This is a genomic window from Reichenbachiella sp. 5M10 (genome assembly GCF_002742335.1).
Taxonomy (GTDB): Bacteria; Bacteroidota; Bacteroidia; order Cytophagales; family Cyclobacteriaceae; genus Reichenbachiella.
The window spans coordinates 108,401-128,950 of sequence record NZ_MDGR01000007.1 but is presented as its reverse complement, the minus strand read 5'-3'; the positions used below and the strand labels follow the sequence as shown (position 1 = coordinate 128,950).

Annotated in this window: 13 protein-coding genes; 3 read left to right on the top strand and 10 right to left on the bottom strand. The window is 48.1% G+C overall.

Translation table 11 applies throughout. From position 1 onward, the window contains the following. Nucleotides 1-187: 187 nt before the first annotated feature. On the top strand, nucleotides 188-1,267 hold the full coding sequence (locus BFP72_RS00550; protein ID WP_099597245.1) for an acyl-CoA desaturase: 1,080 nt from the start codon (nucleotides 188-190) through the stop codon (nucleotides 1,265-1,267). Between the two features lie 211 nt (nucleotides 1,268-1,478). On the opposite strand, the gene BFP72_RS00545 is transcribed toward BFP72_RS00550, so the two are convergent. From BFP72_RS00545 to BFP72_RS00500, 10 genes are all read right to left on the bottom strand, one after another. Beyond that, nucleotides 1,479-4,640 carry an efflux RND transporter permease subunit gene (locus tag BFP72_RS00545; RefSeq protein WP_099597244.1) on the bottom strand — a complete coding sequence of 1,054 codons (3,162 nt, stop codon included), beginning with the start codon at nucleotides 4,638-4,640 and terminating at the stop codon, nucleotides 1,479-1,481. Nucleotides 4,641-4,670: 30 nt separating this feature from the next. After that, on the bottom strand, nucleotides 4,671-5,783 hold the full coding sequence (locus BFP72_RS00540) for an efflux RND transporter periplasmic adaptor subunit (RefSeq protein WP_099600643.1): 1,113 nt from the start codon (nucleotides 5,781-5,783) through the stop codon (nucleotides 4,671-4,673). Nucleotides 5,784-5,806: 23 nt separating this feature from the next. Then, entirely contained in the window at nucleotides 5,807-7,111 is a 1,305-nt protein-coding gene (locus BFP72_RS00535; protein ID WP_099597243.1) for a TolC family protein, read from the bottom strand. 103 nt (nucleotides 7,112-7,214) lie between these two features. Beyond that, entirely contained in the window at nucleotides 7,215-7,769 is a 555-nt protein-coding gene (locus tag BFP72_RS00530; RefSeq protein ID WP_099597242.1) for a TetR/AcrR family transcriptional regulator, read from the bottom strand. 310 nt (nucleotides 7,770-8,079) lie between these two features. Beyond that, a complete protein-coding gene (locus BFP72_RS00525; protein WP_099597241.1) occupies nucleotides 8,080-8,973 on the bottom strand; it encodes an ROK family protein in 894 nt (297 codons plus the stop codon). A gap of 25 nt (nucleotides 8,974-8,998) precedes the next feature. Beyond that, complete coding sequence (locus BFP72_RS00520; protein ID WP_099597240.1) at nucleotides 8,999-10,888, bottom strand: beta-N-acetylhexosaminidase; 1,890 nt, start codon at nucleotides 10,886-10,888, stop codon at nucleotides 8,999-9,001. A 53-nt stretch (nucleotides 10,889-10,941) separates the two neighbouring features. Beyond that, entirely contained in the window at nucleotides 10,942-12,156 is a 1,215-nt protein-coding gene (locus BFP72_RS00515; protein WP_099597239.1) for a glycosyl hydrolase family 18 protein, read from the bottom strand. A 60-nt stretch (nucleotides 12,157-12,216) separates the two neighbouring features. After that, a complete protein-coding gene (locus BFP72_RS00510; RefSeq protein WP_158233213.1) occupies nucleotides 12,217-13,575 on the bottom strand; it encodes a glycosyl hydrolase family 18 protein in 1,359 nt (452 codons plus the stop codon). A 34-nt stretch (nucleotides 13,576-13,609) separates the two neighbouring features. Beyond that, nucleotides 13,610-15,208: a SusD/RagB family nutrient-binding outer membrane lipoprotein gene (locus BFP72_RS00505; RefSeq protein WP_099597237.1), complete on the bottom strand. Its 1,599-nt coding sequence runs from the start codon at nucleotides 15,206-15,208 to the stop codon at nucleotides 13,610-13,612. A gap of 19 nt (nucleotides 15,209-15,227) precedes the next feature. Then, on the bottom strand, nucleotides 15,228-18,512 hold the full coding sequence (locus BFP72_RS00500) for a SusC/RagA family TonB-linked outer membrane protein (RefSeq protein ID WP_221406446.1): 3,285 nt from the start codon (nucleotides 18,510-18,512) through the stop codon (nucleotides 15,228-15,230). Between the two features lie 395 nt (nucleotides 18,513-18,907). Here BFP72_RS00500 and BFP72_RS00495 point away from each other — a divergent pair, with 395 nt between their 5' ends. Together BFP72_RS00495 and BFP72_RS00490 are read left to right on the top strand one after the other, a co-directional pair. Further along, nucleotides 18,908-19,966, top strand: coding sequence for a LacI family DNA-binding transcriptional regulator (locus BFP72_RS00495; RefSeq protein WP_099597236.1), 1,059 nt, complete (start codon nucleotides 18,908-18,910; stop codon nucleotides 19,964-19,966). A 2-nt stretch (nucleotides 19,967-19,968) separates the two neighbouring features. Beyond that, the gene (locus BFP72_RS00490; RefSeq protein ID WP_099597235.1) at nucleotides 19,969-20,400 is read left to right on the top strand and encodes a pyrimidine dimer DNA glycosylase/endonuclease V; all 432 of its coding nucleotides are present in this window, start codon (nucleotides 19,969-19,971) and stop codon (nucleotides 20,398-20,400) included. The last annotated feature ends 150 nt before the right edge of the window (nucleotides 20,401-20,550 follow it).

The following is a 20,550-nucleotide window of genomic DNA, read 5'->3' as shown; positions in this document are numbered from 1 at the left end:
GACTGACTGGACCAATTGTTTGACCATATTGAGACCAATTGAACAAATAATCGCAAGAATCGAGGGGTGAGAGGCGTGGAATATGGATATTGCAGACATCCTTCAAGTACAGCCTACATTCGACATAGAGGCTATTGCCCCATATTGAACGACCGAAACTCAAATACTGTCACCAAACATTATACTCTTGAGCCAGAAGTACACATTCGATTCGAGTAGCAACTCCTTTTTCAAAACGTTGCGAAACAAAGTAGACGACTACTTTGCTAACCAAAATCTGCACCCTTCTGGAGCAGAACCGGTCTACGTCAAAGGACTTATTTTAGTCGCTTCGGCCATTGGTTTTTATGTCACATTGGTGTTTTTCACACCGGCTATTCCGATCTCGATCGTGCTATGTATACTACTTGGCATCAACCTTGGACTCATCGGGTTCAATGTCATGCACGAGGGCAGTCATCAGTGCTTTTCGAGGCACTCCTGGGTCAATCGCATCTCCGCCTATTGTCTCAACATCCTCGGCGGCAATGCACACTACTGGAGCGTCAAACACAACATCAATCACCACACCTATACCAACATCGAGGGAATCGATTCGGACATAGATGTAAAACCATTCATGCGACTACACGCTGGACAACCACTCCGCCGCTATCACCGCTACCAGCACATCTACTGGGTCATACTCTACGGTGTCTCGTATCTGGCGTGGATCTTTTACGAAGATTTCGAAAAATATTTTACACAAAAAATCACGCCGATCTCAAAAAAAGAGGCGTTGACTCCCAAAGAGCATTTTATCTTTTGGTTTACAAAAATCGCCTATATGGGAGTCTACATGGCCCTGCCAATCTACCTAGTAGGATGGCTCCCATGGTTGGTAGGTTTCCTCATCATCACGATGACCTGTGGGCTGATCATCAGCATCGTCTTTCAATTGGCACATGTCGTAGAAGACACGGCTTTTCACGCAAGTGATACCAAAGGCGGTAGTCCCACAGAATGGGCGATCCACCAGGTCAATAGCACTGCTAATTTTGCTACGTCAAGCAAAATCCTCCACTGGCTCCTCGGAGGGCTCAATTTCCAAATCGAACACCACCTTTTCCCTCGAATCAGTCACATCCACTACCCTACGATCAGTCGTTTGGTCAAGGAGACCTGCGCGGAATTCAACGTCACCTACAACGAATACAACACCATGATGAAAGCCATCAGTTCTCATCTGCTACACCTACGCAAATTGGGTAAAGCAGCAGCGGTGTAACTACTAAGGTTTCATTCATATTGAAACACTCTTCACCCTCGTTTCAGGACACCTAAATATGACGCCATTTGTCCAAGGAGAAAGAGCTATAACCTAGTTGTACTACAGAATGCAGATACCTTAGCAGATGACCAAACACCTGATTCTATGCACAAAAAAAGGGCTACTCTTGCGAGCAGCCCTCAATCAATAATCAATACAAAAATTCAAATTATTCTTCGTCAAACCCTGCTTTGGCTTGGAGTTCTTCCAACCCCTTTTTGCCGTAGGCCAATTTCGTAATCACGATATAGAGTACTGGCACGATGAAGATCGCTAGGAAGGTCGCAGCGAGCATCCCGCCGATCACGGTCCACCCGATCGTCTGACGCGCGACGGCTCCCGCACCAGAAGCCAGCGCCAACGGTACGACTCCCAATATAAATGCCAAAGACGTCATCACAATCGGCCTCAATCTCAATTTGACCGCCTCCAGTGTAGCTGCGACGATTTCCATCCCACGGTCTACCCGTTCTTTGGCAAACTCCACGATCAAGATGGCATTCTTAGCAGCCAGACCTATCAGGGTGATCAAACCAATCTGCGCATAGACGTTGTTGCTCAGGTGTGGCAAGAACATCAACGCCACGATCGCTCCAAAAGCACCCAAAGGCACTGTCAGCAAGATCGAAAACGGTACAGACCAACTCTCATACAGTGCAGCGAGCAGCAACAACACAATCACGATCGACAATCCAAAAATCGCTACCGTGGCATTGCCTGACGACAGCTCCTCACGGCTCAGCCCTGAGAAATCATAACCATAGCCTGCTGGCAGCACTTCATCCGCCACCTCTTTGAGTGCCTCCATCGCTTGACCACTACTGTAGCCCGGTGCTGCAGCCCCATTGACTTCTGCCGATCGGAAGAGGTTGTAGTGAGAGATCACCGGTGCACTTTCCTTGACGTGATAGTTGACCAATGCACTCAGCGGTACTGATTCGCCGTTGCGGTTTTGGACGTAATACTTTTCTAGATTTTTGATGTCCATGCGATAGCTCGTATCGGCCTGAGCCACGACGCGGAAGTTTCGACCGTAGCGCGTGAAGTCATTGATGTACTGGCTCCCCATAAACGACGACATGGTTGCAAAAACATCCGATACGGACACGCCCAATTTCTTGGCTTTCTCTCGGTCTACATCCACTTGGTAGCCCGGTGCTCGTGCGGTAAAGAAGCTATAGGCCATCGCGATCTCTGGTCGCTGATTGGCTGCCATGAGAAATTGCCCCAAGACTCCTTCGAGCTCCTTGACCTCTCCGCCAGCACGCTGCTCCAGCATGAAACTGAATCCCCCTGTGTTACCCAAACCTGGAATCGCAGGTGGAGACACCACGCGAATGGTCGCTTCGTGTACACTCGCAAATGCGGCATTGAGCTGACCGATCACTCCCTGCAACTGCATGGATGGATCTTTTCTTTCCTCCCAAGGATGCATCTGGATGAAGTAGGTCGCTGAGTTGGATTTGAACGAGAAGTTGATGGCATTCAGTCCAGCGATACCCGTGTAGTTTTTGATCGCGGGGTGCTCGCCGAGTGTCGCACCTACTTTGTCCATCACTTCCAGTGTACGTGCCGTAGACGACCCTTCGGGCAGTTCCATCGCGATGAAAATACGCCCTTCATCTTCCGTTGGGATAAATCCAGTCGGTTTGATGTTGAACATCCCCACCGTGCCTACATAGATACATACTAGCGCGATCAATACCATCGGCGTGGCTTTGATGGCCTTCCGGACACCATTGCCATAAGACTCAGTAGTCCGCTCAAACCAAGTATTGAACTTGAAGAACAGCCCATTGATACCCGTAGATTTCTTGGACAAATTCATCGGACGCAGCATCAGCGAACAAAGCGCTGGTGTCAGTGTCAGAGCGACAAAAGCCGAAATCAATACCGAAATCGCAATCGTAATCGCAAACTGCTGGTACAATCGTCCTACGATACCTGGGATGAACCCCACGGGAATAAATACAGCCGCCAAGATCAAAGCAATCGCAATAACTGGCGCTGTGATGTCTTTCATTGCTCGGCGTGTGGCTTCTTTGGGCGAAAGCTTGAAGTGATCGATGTAGTGCTGTACTGCCTCTACCACCACAATCGCGTCATCCACTACGATACCAATCGCAAGGACGAAACCAAACAGCGTCAGTGTATTGATGGTGAAGCCCAAGGGAATAAAAAAGATGAACGTACCCACAATCGAAACCGGAATTGCCAAAATCGGTACCAAAGTCGCTCTCCAGCTCTGCAAGAACAGGAACACCACGATCGTCACGAGCAGCAAGGCTTCAAACAGCGTATGCAACACTTCCTCGATCGACACCTCTACCACAGAGACCGACTCAAAAGAGACCACATAATCCACATCATTAGGAAATGCTTTCTTCAACTCTTCCAATGCTTCGTTGACCCCATCGGCCGTCGTGAGGGCATTGCTACCCGGCGCTTGATAGATCAAAAGCAGCGCCGTAGGGTCTCCATTGACCACAGACGCACGGCCATAGTCGAATCGACCAAACTCGATGCGCGCGATATCTTTGAGATAGACCAAAGAGCCATCTTCAGGGTTGGTACGAACGATGATATCTTCAAATTCTTCTTTTGACGACAGTCGGCCGTTGACAGTGATCGGATACTCGAAAGCCTGATCATCTACCTGCGGCATAGCGCCTACTTTCCCCGCCGCGACTTGGAGATTTTGCTCCTGTATCGCTGCACTGACTTCTTGTGTACGGATCCCATACTGAGCCATCTTGTCTGGCTTGAGCCAAAGTCTCATCGAGAAATCCTGCCCTAGAGAAGTAATATCCCCCACACCTGGCACACGCAACAAAGCGTCTCGCACGAAGATGTTGGTATAGTTGTCGAGGTAGCCTACGTCGTGTGTCCCGTTTGGAGAGTAGATCCCTACCACCATCATGATGCTCGGATTACGCTTGCGTACGACGATACCGAGACGCTTGACCGCCTCTGGGAGTGTCGGTTCGGCGATGCTCACTCTGTTTTGCACATCCAATGTGGCAATATCCACATCGGTCCCCACCTCAAAGGTGACGTTCATTTGCATCTGTCCCGTACTCGTACTGTTGGATGACACGTAGGCCATACCCGGGGTACCGTTGACCTGTGTCTCCACAGGAGTCGCGACCGTCTGCTCTACGGTCTGGGCATCTGCCCCTGTATAATTACCCGAAATCGACACCACTGGGGGCGTAATCTCCGGATACTGGGTCACAGGCAGGTTCATGATCGCCAAGGTCCCCGTCAGCAGCAGCAAGAGCGAGATGACGATCGAGGTGACCGGGCGTTTTATAAATACATCAGATATCATTCTTCTATGTTATGTTTTGAACCGAATTGATTAATTGTTGCTCGCGACCTCTACTGCTGATCCTTCGCGTAGTTTCTGGATGCCATTGACGATGAGTTTTTCGCCTCCCTTGAGCCCGTCACGTACGACGATATCTCCACCGACAATGCTACCGAGTTGGATACGGACTTGATGTGCTTTGCCGTCTTGGACGACATAGACGAAGTACTCGCCCATCTGCTCGACAACTGCTTTGTAAGGGATCGCAATTTGCTTTCCATGGTCTTGATTGAGCACCTTGACATCCACAGTCATCCCTGGGATCAGGTCCTTCTCTGGATTAGGAAAACTCAAACGGATCGTCAGTGTACCCGTCTGACGGCCTACTGCACGATCGATGGCTATCACCTTTCCCGAATAGGGGTACTTGCTGCCGTCACTCAACGCCATGGTAAACAACGAATCAGGCTGCTCCTCACGTTTCAGCCTGTTGAATCGTGGAATTTCCTTTTCGTTGATCACGAAATCTACCGCCACAGGATCGTCAGACGAGAGCGTATTGAGCAATGGCTGACCGGGCGATACTTGCGCACCGACGCGAACTTGATGTATCCCGATGGTCCCAGCGAATGGTGCTTTGATCGTAGAGTACTGCAAGTCATTGGTCGAAGAAGACAATTGCGCTTTGGCCGCATCGACTTGCGCTTTGGCTGTTTGGAGGTCTGCTTTGGCGTAATCTACTTTTTGCGCAGCGATGGCGTCCTGCTCGCGCAGTGCTTCGTAGCGCTTCACGTCCTGCTCTATTTTTGCCAAATTGGCTTCTGCCGTAGACACATTTGCTTTGGCTTGATGATAGGACGCGATATATTTGGTTCGGTCTATTTCATAGAGTTTCTGCCCCTTTTTGACTGTTTCGCCATCTTTGACGAAGATTTCGGTAATGTATCCAGACAGTTGAGGACGAAGTTCCACTTCGTTGACCGGTACGACAGTAGCTGGATAGCTATCCAAACTTTCCACTTCTTTGGACAATACGTCCATGGCCGTCACAGTCGCTGCTCCTGCCATTCGAGGCGCACCATTCCCCCCCGTACATGCGGTCACGGCTACTGCGGCTAGGACTATCAGGATGGCGTTGAGATATAAATTTCGATGTATGTTCATGGTTTTTTGAAAGATCATTGTTGTCAATTGATTTCGATGGTTCCGATGGATTTTTGGAAGTCCAGTTTGCTAGATAGCAACTGAAATACCGCATTGAGATAGTTGAGTTGGGCTGTCTGCAATTCGGTCTCCGCTACGATTACCTCCAAGTAGGTTTTGATGCCTTCGTCGTATTGTAGTTTGATGGTTTTGTAGACATCCGCTGCGAGATCGGCATTGCTACGGAGTGTTTCCATGTCGTAGTAGTCGCTCTTGTATCCTGCGAGTGCCGTCTGATACTCGGTGCTGATCACACGCTTGGCATCTTCCAGTGTCACGTCGAGTCGCTCTTCTTGGAGCTTGGCGATCTTGATTTGCTGGTTTCGCTTGTTGCCCGTGAAAATCGGAATGCTAGCCGTCAACCCTATGCTCGACGTGGTGTAGTTGTTGTTGTACAGACTCGTGAAATCATCGTGAAAGTACTGCGGGCTATAATTGGCATACGCCGAAATCGTCGGGATCAAGCCCATCTTATAGTATGACGTGTTGAGCTTGAGCAACTCCATGTCCGTCTGTAACTGTCGGTACTCGATGCGACTCTCGATCGCTAGATTCTGCGTGGTATCCAACAGAATATCACTCTCCAAGATCTGCTTTGTGTCGTACTCCAGATTGAACTGCTCCTCCATCGGCAAGCCCATCAACTGTCTCAGATAAGCAAATTTTGCTTTCAGCGACTCTTCGGTTCTCTTCTTGGCACTTCTCGAATTGGCCAAAGTGATGCTTGCCCGCTGGTAATCGGTCTTGTCCACCATACCATTGTCGTACTGTGCACGCGAATCGTTGTACTGCTTCTGCTGACGCACGATGTTGCCCTGCAGGATATTGAGCTGCTCGCGTGTCAACAAGATGTCGTAAAACGCCTTGCTCACATCCACAACCGTACTGATCTTGCTCGATACGATGTTTTGTTCGAGCTGTCGACGGCTATGATTCGCAGCTTTGCTCGCCAAGAGCACCTCGTTGCTATAGAGCGTCTGGTCAGCGCGCAGAGACAAGTTGGAATTGTACTTCTGACCGATCTGCACGACATTGCCAGCAAACACAGTACTCTGCAACTGGGTGTTGTTGACCAAGCTGTAGCTCCCCGTGATCTGTGGCAACCAAGCCGACAAACTGGCGTTGATCTCATGGTGACCGATCTGCTCATCGATCATCGTTTGCTCCATGTCTGGTCGGTGCTCCAGCGCAAAAGTAATACACTCCTCGAGTGAATAACTCTGCTGCGCCGACACGTGAAGCGTCGTGACCAGGCATAGTATGATTAAGAAACTGAGTTTTTGTTTCATATGATTTCTACTCTCTTTGTTGTTAATTATGTTTTGACAATAGTTTTCCTATGCCTGATTATCTCCCAGACACAATTCATTCCTAGTAAAATAGTTTAGTCATTTAAATGATCATGCCCTTCCATTGCATGTCAATGATGTCATTCAAATCTGACCCATCGATATCCACCTTTCGGTAAAACTTCATTTTCAAGGCGGAAATCACACTCCCGAAAAACAACCCTGAAATCAATTCTGGGTTTTTATCGATGATTATTCCTTGGCTGATTCCTTCTTGAAAAAATGCCGAAAAATACAATTGAATCTCTTTCCTTTTGGGATAGTTGAAATAGAATGGCGAATTGACAAACTGCTCGTAAAACCGTAGGACATGAGGACGATCTATATGGAACTGGTAGATACATTTCCACCTTTTCCCAAAACGCTCTTTGAAAGAAAGGTTTTTGTCGTCACTTGTCGTTAAGCTCTCCAACAGCTTGTCCACGATATCCGTATGCAAAGCACAAATCATTGCTTCTTTGCTCTCAAAATAATGATATATCGTCCCTGCCGCCACACCTGCATGCTTAGCCAGTTGACTCATAGACGTCCCATGAAACCCACATTCGTTGATCAATTCTAGGGCACTATCGAATATCGCTTGCTTCTTCTCTACCATACCGCAAATATAGATTGAATGTTCATTCGGTTTTACTTTCCTTTTGTCAAAAAGGTTACACCCTTGATACAATTTGAAGAAGAAAAATGAAATTTAGGAGAATCTCCTATGGAGGGGAAAATAGTAGATCACTTCGTTATCCAACGATTCATTGATCGAAACCCGTTGTTGATTTGTATCTCCAGAAATACCGACTGAACCTAATATTGGTCAGAAACACAAAGCCACTATAGTTAAAATACTATAGTGGCTTTGAAAATATTCTAAGATTAACTTGTCCAAAGTTTGAGATCCTTTAGAGACACTTGGTCTAGGGTCTTGATTCTAACAATCCTGACTCTACTATTTCCTGATTACGCATTTCGAAGATGGCACTGGCCCCTAGCAGAGCCATGTCCGCCTCTCCTGAGTAGTCAATCACCAACAAATCCAATACCCGTTGATAAGGGAAGGTCTTGAGCACCTCTCGCATCGAAGCTTCAAAATAAGGGAAACAGTCCTTGATCGAACCGCCAAAAAAAATAGCCTCTGGGGACAGTATGTGTAAGGTCAACTTGACCAACTGCCCTATATGCGTCCCCAGTTCTGCCATGATACGCAAAGCACGCTCGTCACCAGCCGCCGCCTGAGCAAAGAGTACTTTCCCCTCTTCCCCATGCTCTTTCTGGAAAAACTGTCCGCTACAGTAATGCTCATAGTTGTGCGCCAGGTATGGAAGCACCGCCAACTCTCCCGCACAGGACATGAGGCCAGCGTGCAAACTACCGTTGATGACCAGTCCCACTCCCAGTCCCGTACCGAGCGTAATCCCCACGACACTGTCATAGGGCTTTCCTTTGCCATGAAACTTCTCTCCTAGTACATAGCAGTTGGCGTCATTGGTGAGGCAGACCTCTAACCCGAAATGCTCGCTGATGCTATCCACGAGATGCACCTCATCCCATGACGGTATGTTGGTCACTTGATAAACAATGCCACGTTTCTCATCAACTAGTCCCGGGACACCTATCCCGATACCGAGTATGTCAAAACCCATACTCACCTGTTCGATCCCTGCTATAATCGCATCGACCACCACATCCTTACTTTCTTGAGCTGGAGTCGGTACGCTGATTTTCTTCACGATCTCCCCGTTGCGAATCACCCCTAGGTTGATGGTAGATCCGCCTACATCCACTCCTACTATGTATTGACTGTTGTTCATTCTCTGTACAAATAATTCGTTGACCTTATTGTTCTGCTCCTACGACGATCTCTGTAACCTTGCCATATAGGGTTTCATCCGTAGCATATAATATCGCCTTGAGCCTCGTACCTTCTGCCACCATGAGCGGTGACTCATAGCGTGAAGACTCTAGTGTAGGTTCACTACCGTCCGTGGTGTAATACATCCCTAGCCAGTCCATCTGGTTGTCCAACTCGACTTGGTAACCATCGGTAGAATCCGCGGACACGGTATAGGTCACATGAAATAGACTCTTGGCATAGTTGATATCGAGCGCAGCATAGCGCACTGTCTGTCTTGGCAATTTCTCTTTGAAACGCTCCCAATCCTTGGTACTGACTGGTGACCACACCAGTTCGGAGAGTGCACTGATCCTAGGGTAGACCATGTACTCGATTTGATCTTCGGTAGGCATGTACTCCGTCCAGACATTGGCCTGTGCACCGAGGATGTAGCCTTGCTCCTCCTCCGTGAGTGAGTCAGGTAGCGGATCGTAGGCATATACATCAGCCATGGTCAGCTCACGTCCCACCACAGTCGGTTCGAATCGTGGATCTCCTTGATAATAATCGAGGTACAGAAACTGATAAGGTGCCATCACTACGCTGTGTTGACTCCTCGCTGCAGCGATACCACCAGACTCTCCACGCCAAGACATCACCGCCGCATTGGGTGCAAGTCCTCCTTCGAGGATTTCGTCCCAACCGATGATCTGACGCCCTTTGGAATTGACAAACTTCTCTATGCGCGTAATGAAATAACTCTGCAATTCATGTTCGTCTTTTAGTCCCAATTCCTTCATCTTGGCTTGTATCCGTGGCGACTCCTCCCACTGAACCTTCATCGCTTCGTCTCCACCTATATGAATATATTGGCTCGGAAACAGTTCGATGACTTCTGCCAATACATCTTCGAGGAAGGAAAAAGTGGCGTCCTCTACATTGAAGATATCAGGGAATATGCCCCAGTTCACTTCCACCTCTGGGCGCTCACCTGATGTACCCAACTCTGGATACGCAGCGATCGCCGCAGTAGCATGCCCTGGCAACTCTATCTCAGGGATCACCGTGATATACCGGTCTGCAGCATACGCCACGATCTCTTTGATTTGCTCTTGTGTATAGAACCCTCCGTATCGTTTGCCGTCATAGACTTTGGGCTGATGACGACTTGTGATGGTCAAGCTCTCCTTGCGAAACCCTCCAATCTCTGTCAGTTTCGGATATTTTTTGATTTCGATCCGCCATCCTTGATCATCTGTCAAGTGCCAATGAAAGGTATTGAGTTTGTGCATGGCCATGTTGTCGATGTATTCCTTGATGAACTCCACGGAGCTCATGTTGCGTCCCACATCCAGATGCAATCCTCTCCAACTAAATCGTGGATAATCCTCAACCTGCACCAGCGGCAGACTCCACTCCACCTCAGTAGCCTTCGCTTTGCCATAGATTTCTACAGGCAACAACTGCTTCAGCGTTTGCATCCCGTAAAACAAGCCTGCGCCAGATACAGCACGTACAACCACAGCATCTGTGGTGACACTGAGTGTATAAGCCTCCTCGGGTTGATCATTGGCTACTCCCTCAGACGTAAATACGATCTGGTTATCCCCCACCGATTGGTCACTTGTGATCGGGGCTACTGGGACAGCCCAGCCTGTAACTTGCCTCAAATCCTCCGCTAAATGCTGCGCCACGCGATTCGCCTCTTCGTTATCTGCCTGAGCAAACAACTTCAGGTCCTCTGTGAGAACCAGTTGACCAGTTGACTGTTGTAGGGATACAGGCTCAGGGATAATCTGAACAGTTCCCTTGTATTCTCCCTGAGGTTTCGGGCTACAGGCCAGTAGGCCTCCCAACACAACGCTCAGTATTCCATTCCATATCTTTCTCATGCTATGATCAGTTAATATTCTCATTGTTTTCAAAATTCATCAAGACAGATAAGCTACTCTTTGATAAAGCGGAGACTTTTGACTCTTTGGTTATTCTCTATCCTTACCAAGTATATCCCTGACGAGAGTGAACGTACATCAATTTGACGCTCGGCATCTGCCATTCCGCTCCACACCTGTGTTCCTTGTAAAGTAACGATTGTGACGGTATCGTCTCGTCCTAGCTCTGGCAATATCAAGTAATCATGCGTTGGGTTGGGGTAAATACTATCTGCCTCTACGCCTAAACCCGTCGACAATATCTCCTGATGAACCGGCTCTATCACCTCATGTATCGTCCGAAGAAGTGAACGTTCATCGCTATAGGACACATCCTGGGTGATTTCCCAAATCATCACTCCGCCTGCTTGTTCCAGTGCCAGTTCTGATTTGGCTCGGATGGTTGGCTGACCGTTGTAGTAGATGTTGTCCACTTGATCGAGAGCCTCCGCCCCCTCGTACTGCGCAACAATATCTCGGTAGACCATCGATCTGATTTGCGTGGCACTTTCAAAGTTGTAGCCATAAAACGGCAGACCAAGTACTACTTTGTCCGCAGATAGCTTTTTTGTATTCTTCCAATAACCAATGTCATATACGGCATTGTCATAGCTCGAGTGCTGCCCCGGTGTATTGGGTGTCCATGGACCAGTCTGATCATAAGACATCACCCCGATGAAATCGTAGCGATCTAGGGTTTCGGACTGCAAATTGGTTGCGCTCCAAGTTGCCATGGCGGCAGTGTACAGTTTGGTCTCAGGCAAATGCTCGTCTAACTCCCGAACGAATGCAGGGTAGGCACTGCTGAGTACCAAATCACCCTCCAAATCCACATCGATTCCATCAAAACCATGCGCTTGCATAAAGGCAATCAAATTGCCGATGACCCGTGGGCGATTGCTAGATTTCATGTTTTCGTGCCAAGCATCATTGATGGTAGTAGATCCTCCACCAATAGACATGAGGACTAGGCACCCTGATTGGTGTGCCTTGCGGATGAGACGCTTCACATCTGCCTCCGATGCTCCGATACTGACATTCCCATCTATATCCGGATTGGCGAATGCCAACATGATGTGCGAATACGACGAAAAATCTGTCTCATGAAGTAGGGCACTAAAATTGACCCAAGTAGGTATATACCCAACCACACGCGAAGGTGAAGACTGGGCTATGCTCGCAGTGATACAAAACACTGTCAAGCTAAAAAATAGGATTGCTTTTTTCATCCAATAAGAAAAACTAGCCCCCGTTTCTCCATCGGAGGCCAGTTACTTTTAAACTTAACGCTAATTATTACCTAATGCTGAATATGCTGCTTTCAACAAGGAGGTTTCAGGGTCTTTGGTGTCGCTCTCGATGCTCCACATCATCATCCCTCCATACCCTTGAGAGAGTACTGCGTTGGCCTTTTCGGTCACCGCTGGGTGTCCATCGTAGAATAAACCATCGTCTACGCTGAGCATGTTTTTACTATACGCTTCCGCATCCATCGATAAAATCTCTTTGTAAGTATGGTAAGTGGCAAACATCCACAAGTTGCCCCAGCCGACGACCGTGCCGTCTGTAGGCATGTCGTACTTCAGTCCGAAAGCTGGAAACCCGCCTACAATCTTCTCTGCGGGAACCCCCAAACCTATCCAAGTATCCGCTAGACTGGTAAAAGCCCAACCTGGCGAGTGTGATGTCGGAGACAAATCTTCATATCGATAAGGTTGTATATTCACCCAATCGATGCGCTCTACTGCCGCCAATGGACTCAACAAACTAGTCGTCCAACCGCCCGGTACAGACACGGAATAAAAGAACTCTCCGTCAGGCCCTGGCCCTTCGGGCAAATAATCCGGTACCGCTGCATAGAATGCACCAATCGCAGCAGCATCCAAACTACCTGGCCCTCCCCAAGTATCGTTAAGATAGAAATTAACTCCATCCAGCTGATTGTCCACCGCAAACTTCATGATCGTTTCCAAGACCTTAGCACGCTTGTCTGCGTCTGCTACCGCGTCAAAGAAGGTCACATCTCCATACAGACCTCCACCAGTGATGGCTGCCATATCATCCGTCACGTCCAGCATGACATACACACCTGCATTGTGCGCAGACTGCACGATCTGTGGGATATTCATCGCATCTGCGAATGTCGTATCCACGATGGTCTCAGGAAATGCCACTTCATCCACCACGGCAGATGAGATCACCAAGTGCGTCAAGCTACTGAAATCAACATCCGAAATCGACCCAGCACTCGTGAGGAAGCCAACCATCATTTTGGCATAGTCCTTCGGGACAAAAGGCTGGTTCACTTCGACAGTAGCTGTCCGGGTATTGGGCACACCATTTCGCTCGATAGCTAGATGCACTTCGTAGGTTTTGGGATCATCAAAGAGATACTCAAAAGTAGGCTCAGTAGAAACCTCTACTCCATCGAGTGTCCAGCTGTAGGTCACCCCATCGCTCGGAGATACCTGCACGGCGATCTTTAGTGAGTCTTCGATATTGGTACCGTAGAGCTGCTCCCAGCCAAATATCCTCGGCAATTCGTCCGAATCAAAGCTCGGGTTCTCTACTTCCTCCGCACAACTGACGAACATCGAGACGATGACCATCAGTAGAAATGCTTCCTTTATAAATCTATAATTTTTCATTTGGTTCAATTTTTTAGTTGACATAAGCACCGGACTACTGGACATCCCACCATACACGTGAGGTCCAATCGTCTCCACCATCGAGGCGATCTACCGCTTCTAGCAAATTGGCTTCATTGAGCAAGTACTCGTTGATCGGATACTGCATCCTGCGAGGAATCGTCCCGTTGGTCTGGTTGATCCCTGGGTCGACGTTTGGATACGCGAGTGCAGGGAAGCCTGATCTCCTCCAGTTGCTATACGCCTCCATGGGGTTGAAAGCAAAGTTGACCCAAAGCTGCGTATTGATATCCTCGAGCTCTGTACCTGCGCCCAAAGGATTGGCCGCTACGAATGCATCGATCGTGCCTTGATCCGGCAGTTCGATACCATACGCATCGTACTGCATCACCCCTGCTGCGAGTGCTTCCGCATAATGCGTCGCAGCATCACCACCAGCAGACCACCCTCTAAAGGCCGCCTCCGCCATCAACAGTTTGACCTCAGCATAACTCATCATGATGAAAGGCGCATCGATAGCTGTCAGTGCTTTTGCAGGCTGTAGCAATTGCAACGGGCCTGTCACCTCAGTGGGTGCCCCATCTATATCTACCTCTATCGTACCGCCCGCCGCTTGCCAGATAAAATTGCTCGGCAATACTGATAAGTCTGTATAGCTACCAATCTCGTCGTATACCTCTTGGCTCACATCCGTACGGTCTTTGTTGTCCAGGTAGCTACCAGCCATGAGAGTAATGCGAGGGTCACCTGTAGACTCCAGCTGCTCAGCGAGTGTCGTACAGATTCTGAAACTACTCACATCAGGCGATGCAGACATGAAGGTGTACGAAGTACCATTGCCCCCCATACCTCCGCCGTTGAATGGTGCATTGTTGTGATACATGATCGCCATGTCGGCATTGCTTTCCATGACTCCTCCAGCGATGGCAGCCTCAGCCTCGCTCTGTGCTTTGGCGGCATTCACTTTGACCAGTCTCATGGCTAATTTTAATCGCAGCGAATTCCCAAACTTTTTCCATTGTGCAATGTTGCCCTCAAAGTAAAAGTCTTGGGTCACCTGATCTGCACTAGGGTCCAAAGCGGTAGTAGCCAACTCCAACTCCGCAAAAAAATCATTGTAAATATCCTCTTGGGTATCGTAAGTCGGCTTAAGCACCCCCTCGAAATATCCTTTACCCGCTGTGAAATAGGGTAAATCTCCATACAAATCTGTCAATCGATGAAAGATCAACACCCTCATGATCCGTGAGACCGCGTTGATATTGACTTGTTCTGGACTGTCTTTGGTTCGCTCCACCATGTCCGTGATGTTTCGTACTTCGCGCGAATACTCTCTATCCCAAAGAGCACTCATGTAGGTATCGTTCTTTTGACCTTTTCCGCCAATCTCCACCGTCGCGTACTCGCCTGTCCATAGTTGCATCCAATCTGAGGCATAGATGAAACTGTTTCTCCATGTCTCGTAGCGCTCCCCAGATAGCTGCATCTGTATCGTCGGCAGCATGAGGTTAGGGTCCATGTCCGTCGACGTGGTAGGATTCTGATTCATCTCCTCAAAATCATCACAGGCAGCAAAACCTACCGTCATAATCAGCGCGATGATATATATGTTGTTCTTTATGAAAGTCTTCATCTGGTTTCTTATTTAGTGATTAAAACTTCAAGCTTAGGTTGACACCATAGCTTCGTCTGGAAGGAATCGACCCATATTCAAACCCTTGGCCGTTGCTGTTGTTATAGCCTGATTCAGGGTCTACATTGGGCACATTGCTGTAGATCAGCCAGAGGTTTCGACCTACGAAAGAGATCGATCCTGCCGTCAAGACATTGCCCAACCACTTTTTAGGAAAATCATAGCGAATCACCAATTCTCTCAACTTGACATAGGATGCGTCATAGATGAACAACTCCGGTGATTGAGTATACAAACTCCCCCAGTAATTTTGGGGGTTGGTAGGAATATCATTGGTCTCATATACAGGGTTGTCAGTAGTTCCTGTGTTTTTGACACCCTCGCCGACATATCCTCCCGTAGGCGTCCAAGCTGCGATATCTGTCACTCCAGCAGCGAGCCGAGCCTCTTCCGAATCATACCATTCGTCTCTCCCTTCGAGCGTATGTTTAGACGTACCATTGGCATATGCCAAACCACTACTCATCGAGTACACATCAGCCCCGGACTTGTAATCTATCAAAGCACGTAGAGTGAATCCTTTGTAGGAGAAATCATTGATAATACCCGTAGTGAATTCGTACTGACCGTTGCCCAAAACCTGCTGTCCTGCCTCATCATCGAGTACCGGTAGTCCTGCGGCATTGTGTACGATATTTCCGTCAGGATCTCTTAACCATTTCTTGCCTACGATGTCTCCATACTTGCCTCCTTCGGTCGCCACGATCGCCGCATTGGCCCACCTTGCATTGGATAGCAAATACGTGTCTGACTCAGGGTGTAGCACAGGGATAGAATTGACATTCTTCGCAAAGTTCACCGTCACATTCCACTGGAAATCGCCTACCTGAATCGGTGTGGCAGCCATTTGGATTTCGACTCCTTGGTTGAGAATCTCTCCCGCATTGATGACTGCTATGTCGTACCCACTCGTTGCGGGGATGTTGAGTGTCAAAATCTGATCCCTTGTCAACTGATAGTAGTACGCTGCGTCCAACCTCAATCTATCTTGAAAAAAACGAATGTCTGCCCCTACTTCGTACGAATAGGTCCGTGTCGGCTTCAAATCCACCTTAGCCAATTCTACTCCTGACAGCTCTCCGAGTGGTTTGCCTAGCAACGAAAAGTCTTTTACTCCATAGTTTTGACTCAAACGATACGGTTCTGTATCTCCACCGACCTCCGCGTACGAAGCTCTCAACTTGCCAAAAGACAGGAACTTGCTCCCCTCTAGCAAATTAGAAAACACAAAACTCCCCGAGACGGATGGGTAGAGGTATGAATTGTAATCAGGATCCAAGGCAGAGGACCAGTCGTTTCGAAGCGTCGCATCCAAAAAATAGGTACCCTTGTACCCTAACTGTACCGCTCCAAAGAGTGAGTTGATTTGCTTTCGGATATTCGAATAGCCGTTGTTGACCTGCAGGAAATTCTGAATAGTCTGAACATCCTCAAGGATGATTCCAGTACCCGATTGAGTGAAGGATTCTACGTTGTACGTCATGATATTGCCCCCGACATAAGATGACAGAGAAAATCCACCGTTGAAATCCTTGTGCACTTCGAGCATCGCTTGGTAGTTGTCCTCGCGATTAAACCTACTCTGCTCAGTCAAACTACCTGTTTCCAATGTAGGCGTGCTAACAGGTGAGAAATTGGTGAATCTAGACTGATAAAAATCAGTACCTCCACGCAAATTCAAATTCAACCAATCGGTCAATTTGTAATCCACTTGCAAGTATCCAATGATACGATCTCTCGAAGACTCATTTGATATCTCGCGTGTCGACCAGTATGGGTTGATCCGGTAGATATTGCCGCCATTCCAGTCGACATACCTGCCCTCATCATCTTTGTAATCTTCTGACAGCCATTTTTGATCAAAGCTAGGTGCTAGACCGATGAGGGATAGTCCTACGTTGTTTGGGTTGTCGGACAATGCTGGGCGATTAGTCGCTGATTCGCGTATATAGTTGACCTTACTCGTTATGGTCAGACGATCCGCCAATTTGAGCGACCCGTTGATCAAAAACGTGTTTCGAGACATCTCAGATCCAGGGATAATGTCGTTGTTTCTCATGTCCGAAACCGACACACGCATGTTAGCGATTTCATTGCCTCCCGTCAGTGCGACTGTATTGGTAAAGGTAGAACCCGTCCTAAAAAAATCCAAAATATTGTCCTCTACTACCCCATATGGTTTCAACTGCCCGTTGTATATCGGAATCATCAAATTAGGGTCCATTTTAGCCCCCCAAGCAGACTGAGACGTGTTTTGCGCATCGTCCTCATCTGGTATCTGCCCGTCCCGACCTTGTCCGTATACAGTCTGGTAGTCATCAAACTTGGCACTGACTTTTTCGAACGTCGCGTTGCTGGTAAACTCTACGCCGATACCGTTTCTTTTTCTTCCCTGTTTGGTCGTGATCAAGATGACGCCATTGGAAGCTCTCGATCCATACAGTGCTGCTGCAGATGGTCCCTTCAGTACGGATACAGACTCGATATCGTCAGAGTTCAAGCTAGACACACCATCGCCCAAATCATATCCTCCCCATTGTCCGGCCCCTTCACTTTGCGAGCGATTGTCCATAGGTACACCGTCTATTACATACAACGGTTCATTTGATCCTCCCAAAGAAGCCTTTCCTCGAATCGTCACACTCGATGATCCCGTCGGTCCGGCGGTCGAAAGATTGACATCTACACCTGCGACTTTTCCCGAAAGGGAATTGACCACATTGACCTCCTTGGCCATTGAGAGATTTTCTCCATCGACTTGACTCACAGAGTAGCCCAAAGACTTGGTTTCTCTCTCTATACCAAGTGCAGTCACCACTACTTCGTCGAGCTGTTTGGAATCCTGCTCCAAACTCACATCGATCACCGTCTGACTGCCTACAGTGACACTCTGACTCAAATAACCAATGAAAGAAAAGATGAGTACATCTCCTTTTTCCGCTTCCAACTTAAAGTTTCCATCAAAATCGGTCACAGTCCCTCCTGATTTTCCTTCCATCAAGACCGTGACACCAGGTAGTGGAGATCCATCTACCTGATCCTGTACCTTTCCTGATATGGCTACCTGTGCCTGCACTTGGCTGGCAACCCCCATCAGTACTATCCAGAGCGTGAGCACACCTTTGTGCCATCCGCGCCTAACTGACACCCCTCGTGAAGGCATCAATCCAGGCTCCTCGTCCTGTCCAGAGCCGAACTTCACCCCAAGCAAAGCCCTTACTCGTGTTTTGTAATGTTTAATCATAAAAGAATAGTTTGTATAAGTGAGTAATTAGTAATCGTCGTTAATCAAAACCATACTGCTCCATACACTCCTCTGGCACTCCCTCGATAGCTCTTTTTCTAGCATCCTATTCCTCCAAAAATGGACACTCTCACCTCTTGCAATCTCCCTCTATAGATAGGCTAATATCCTTGCATTTTGCAACTTGATGAGTTCAAGATAGAAATTGGGTTAACAAAAACAAAACAATTTCATAATTAATTGTGTGCGCACACACTAAATTTGTGTGCGCACACAATATTTATTTTAAACCACAGTGGTCAAGCTGACTTTTAGCAGGCAATCGCTATCCGCTGGACTAAAAATTTTAATTCGTGGTGCTTTGATTATTTTTGAAACTCAAACAATCAACCTTCATGAGTGAAAACAAGAACATCCGAATAAAAGACATCGCCGAGATGGCTGGTGTCTCCGTAGGGACTGTGGATAGAGTGATACACAAACGCGGCAAAGTCGCCGAAGAAGTACGCAAAAAAGTCGAGGATGTCATCCAGTCCACGGGGTACAAACCCAACCTACTGGCTCGTACGCTCGGTTCTAAAAAAGCCGTTCACCTTGCGCTACTCATCCCCAATCCACAACAAGACGAATATTGGGCTTTGGCCGAATCGGGTGTCGCACATAGTCTGGATGAGTGGTCTCAATATGGATTGGAAATTACCCCGCATTTCTTTGACCTCTACGACAGCAAATCCTTCGCGGTTTGCGCGCAAAACGTCCTCTCGAGCCAACCCGATGGAGTGATCGTCGCGCCTATCTTTCACCACGAATCACTGAATCTTTTTGCAACGCTCAAGACACAAAAGACTCCCTATGTACTCTTCAATACCAACATACCAGAAGCTCAACCTTTGTCTTTCATCGGACAGGACCTCTATCAGAGTGGGAAAGTCGGTGGAGAATTGCTCAGCCTAAGCCACTCCGACAAAAAAGGGATTGCCGTCTTTCACATTCACGAAAGTGTGGACAACTCCGTCCACCTCAAGGCCAAAGAAATGGGTCTCCGTGACCAGCTTGGTTCAGCATACGACATATCCAGCCATGACCTCAATCATGTCAACAGTAGCGAACTGAATCAGATTGTCTCACAAATACTCCAAGCACCAGACTTGGGAGGAGTATTTGTCTCCACCTCACAAGGGACCAATCTGATCGCTGCGCTCATGGAAAAACACGGGCACACTGACATCAAGCTCGTAGGCTATGACTTGCTCGCCGACAATCTCAGATATCTAGAGCAAGGTGTCATCAACTTCCTAATCAACCAAAACCCGAAACGCATGACCCAGGTTGGAATCAGCCACTTGACCAATCATTTGTTGTTTCACAAAGAACTCCCCCGTGAGGAACTCTTTCCTTTGGAAATCATCAGTAAACAAAACGTCGCCTCCTACCTCAACTCCCGAATCCACTAAACATGAGAATTTGGTCCCTACACCCTATGCACCTCGACACCAAAGGCCTCGTCGCACTATGGCGAGAAACCCTACTCGCTCAGCATGTCCTTGCCGGCAAAACAAAGGGCTACAAAAATCATCCCCAACTCGACCGCTTCAAACGTATGCCTAATCCCTTGGAAGCCATCAACTGCTATCTATCCACAGTATATGAAGAAGCAACTGCTCGTGGTTACCATTTCAACCGAGAGAAAATAGATTGGAATTTTCAACCATGCAGCATGACCGTCACTGATGGGCAGGTCCAGTACGAAACCGCTCACCTCCTCCAAAAGCTCAAAACCCGTGATCCAGCACGATTTGAGAAGTTGTCGAAAACCCAACCGCTCAACACTCACCCGCTCTTTCGGCCCATCAAAGGGGGGATAGAAGAATGGGAAATCACCGAATAACAACCAAACAGCATTCGTCATTTTTTTCATGACAATACGCCCACCCAGTGACCCGTTGCTATCAACCACCAAAACCGAAATCACGACCCAAAAATCACTTCAGCTACTGCACGTCGAACCTTTGACCATCCCCGACACTGCCACCATGCT

Excerpts from the sequence above, each read along its gene's own strand:
- BFP72_RS00510 (WP_158233213.1), bottom strand. The coding sequence starts at position 13,575 with ATGAAAAATTATAGATTTATAAAGGAAGCATTTCTACTGATGGTCATC.
- BFP72_RS00515 (WP_099597239.1), bottom strand. The coding sequence starts at position 12,156 with ATGAAAAAAGCAATCCTATTTTTTAGCTTGACAGTGTTTTGTATCACT.
- BFP72_RS00525 (WP_099597241.1), bottom strand. The coding sequence starts at position 8,973 with ATGAACAACAGTCAATACATAGTAGGAGTGGATGTAGGCGGATCTACC.
- BFP72_RS00490 (WP_099597235.1), top strand. The coding sequence starts at position 19,969 with ATGAGAATTTGGTCCCTACACCCTATGCACCTCGACACCAAAGGCCTC.
- BFP72_RS00505 (WP_099597237.1), bottom strand. The coding sequence starts at position 15,208 with ATGAAGACTTTCATAAAGAACAACATATATATCATCGCGCTGATTATG.
- BFP72_RS00520 (WP_099597240.1), bottom strand. The coding sequence starts at position 10,888 with ATGAGAAAGATATGGAATGGAATACTGAGCGTTGTGTTGGGAGGCCTA.
- BFP72_RS00535 (WP_099597243.1), bottom strand. The coding sequence starts at position 7,111 with ATGAAACAAAAACTCAGTTTCTTAATCATACTATGCCTGGTCACGACG.
- BFP72_RS00500 (WP_221406446.1), bottom strand. The coding sequence starts at position 18,512 with ATGATTAAACATTACAAAACACGAGTAAGGGCTTTGCTTGGGGTGAAG.
- BFP72_RS00495 (WP_099597236.1), top strand. The coding sequence starts at position 18,908 with ATGAGTGAAAACAAGAACATCCGAATAAAAGACATCGCCGAGATGGCT.
- BFP72_RS00540 (WP_099600643.1), bottom strand. The coding sequence starts at position 5,783 with ATGAACATACATCGAAATTTATATCTCAACGCCATCCTGATAGTCCTA.
- BFP72_RS00530 (WP_099597242.1), bottom strand. The coding sequence starts at position 7,769 with ATGGTAGAGAAGAAGCAAGCGATATTCGATAGTGCCCTAGAATTGATC.
- BFP72_RS00545 (WP_099597244.1), bottom strand. The coding sequence starts at position 4,640 with ATGATATCTGATGTATTTATAAAACGCCCGGTCACCTCGATCGTCATC.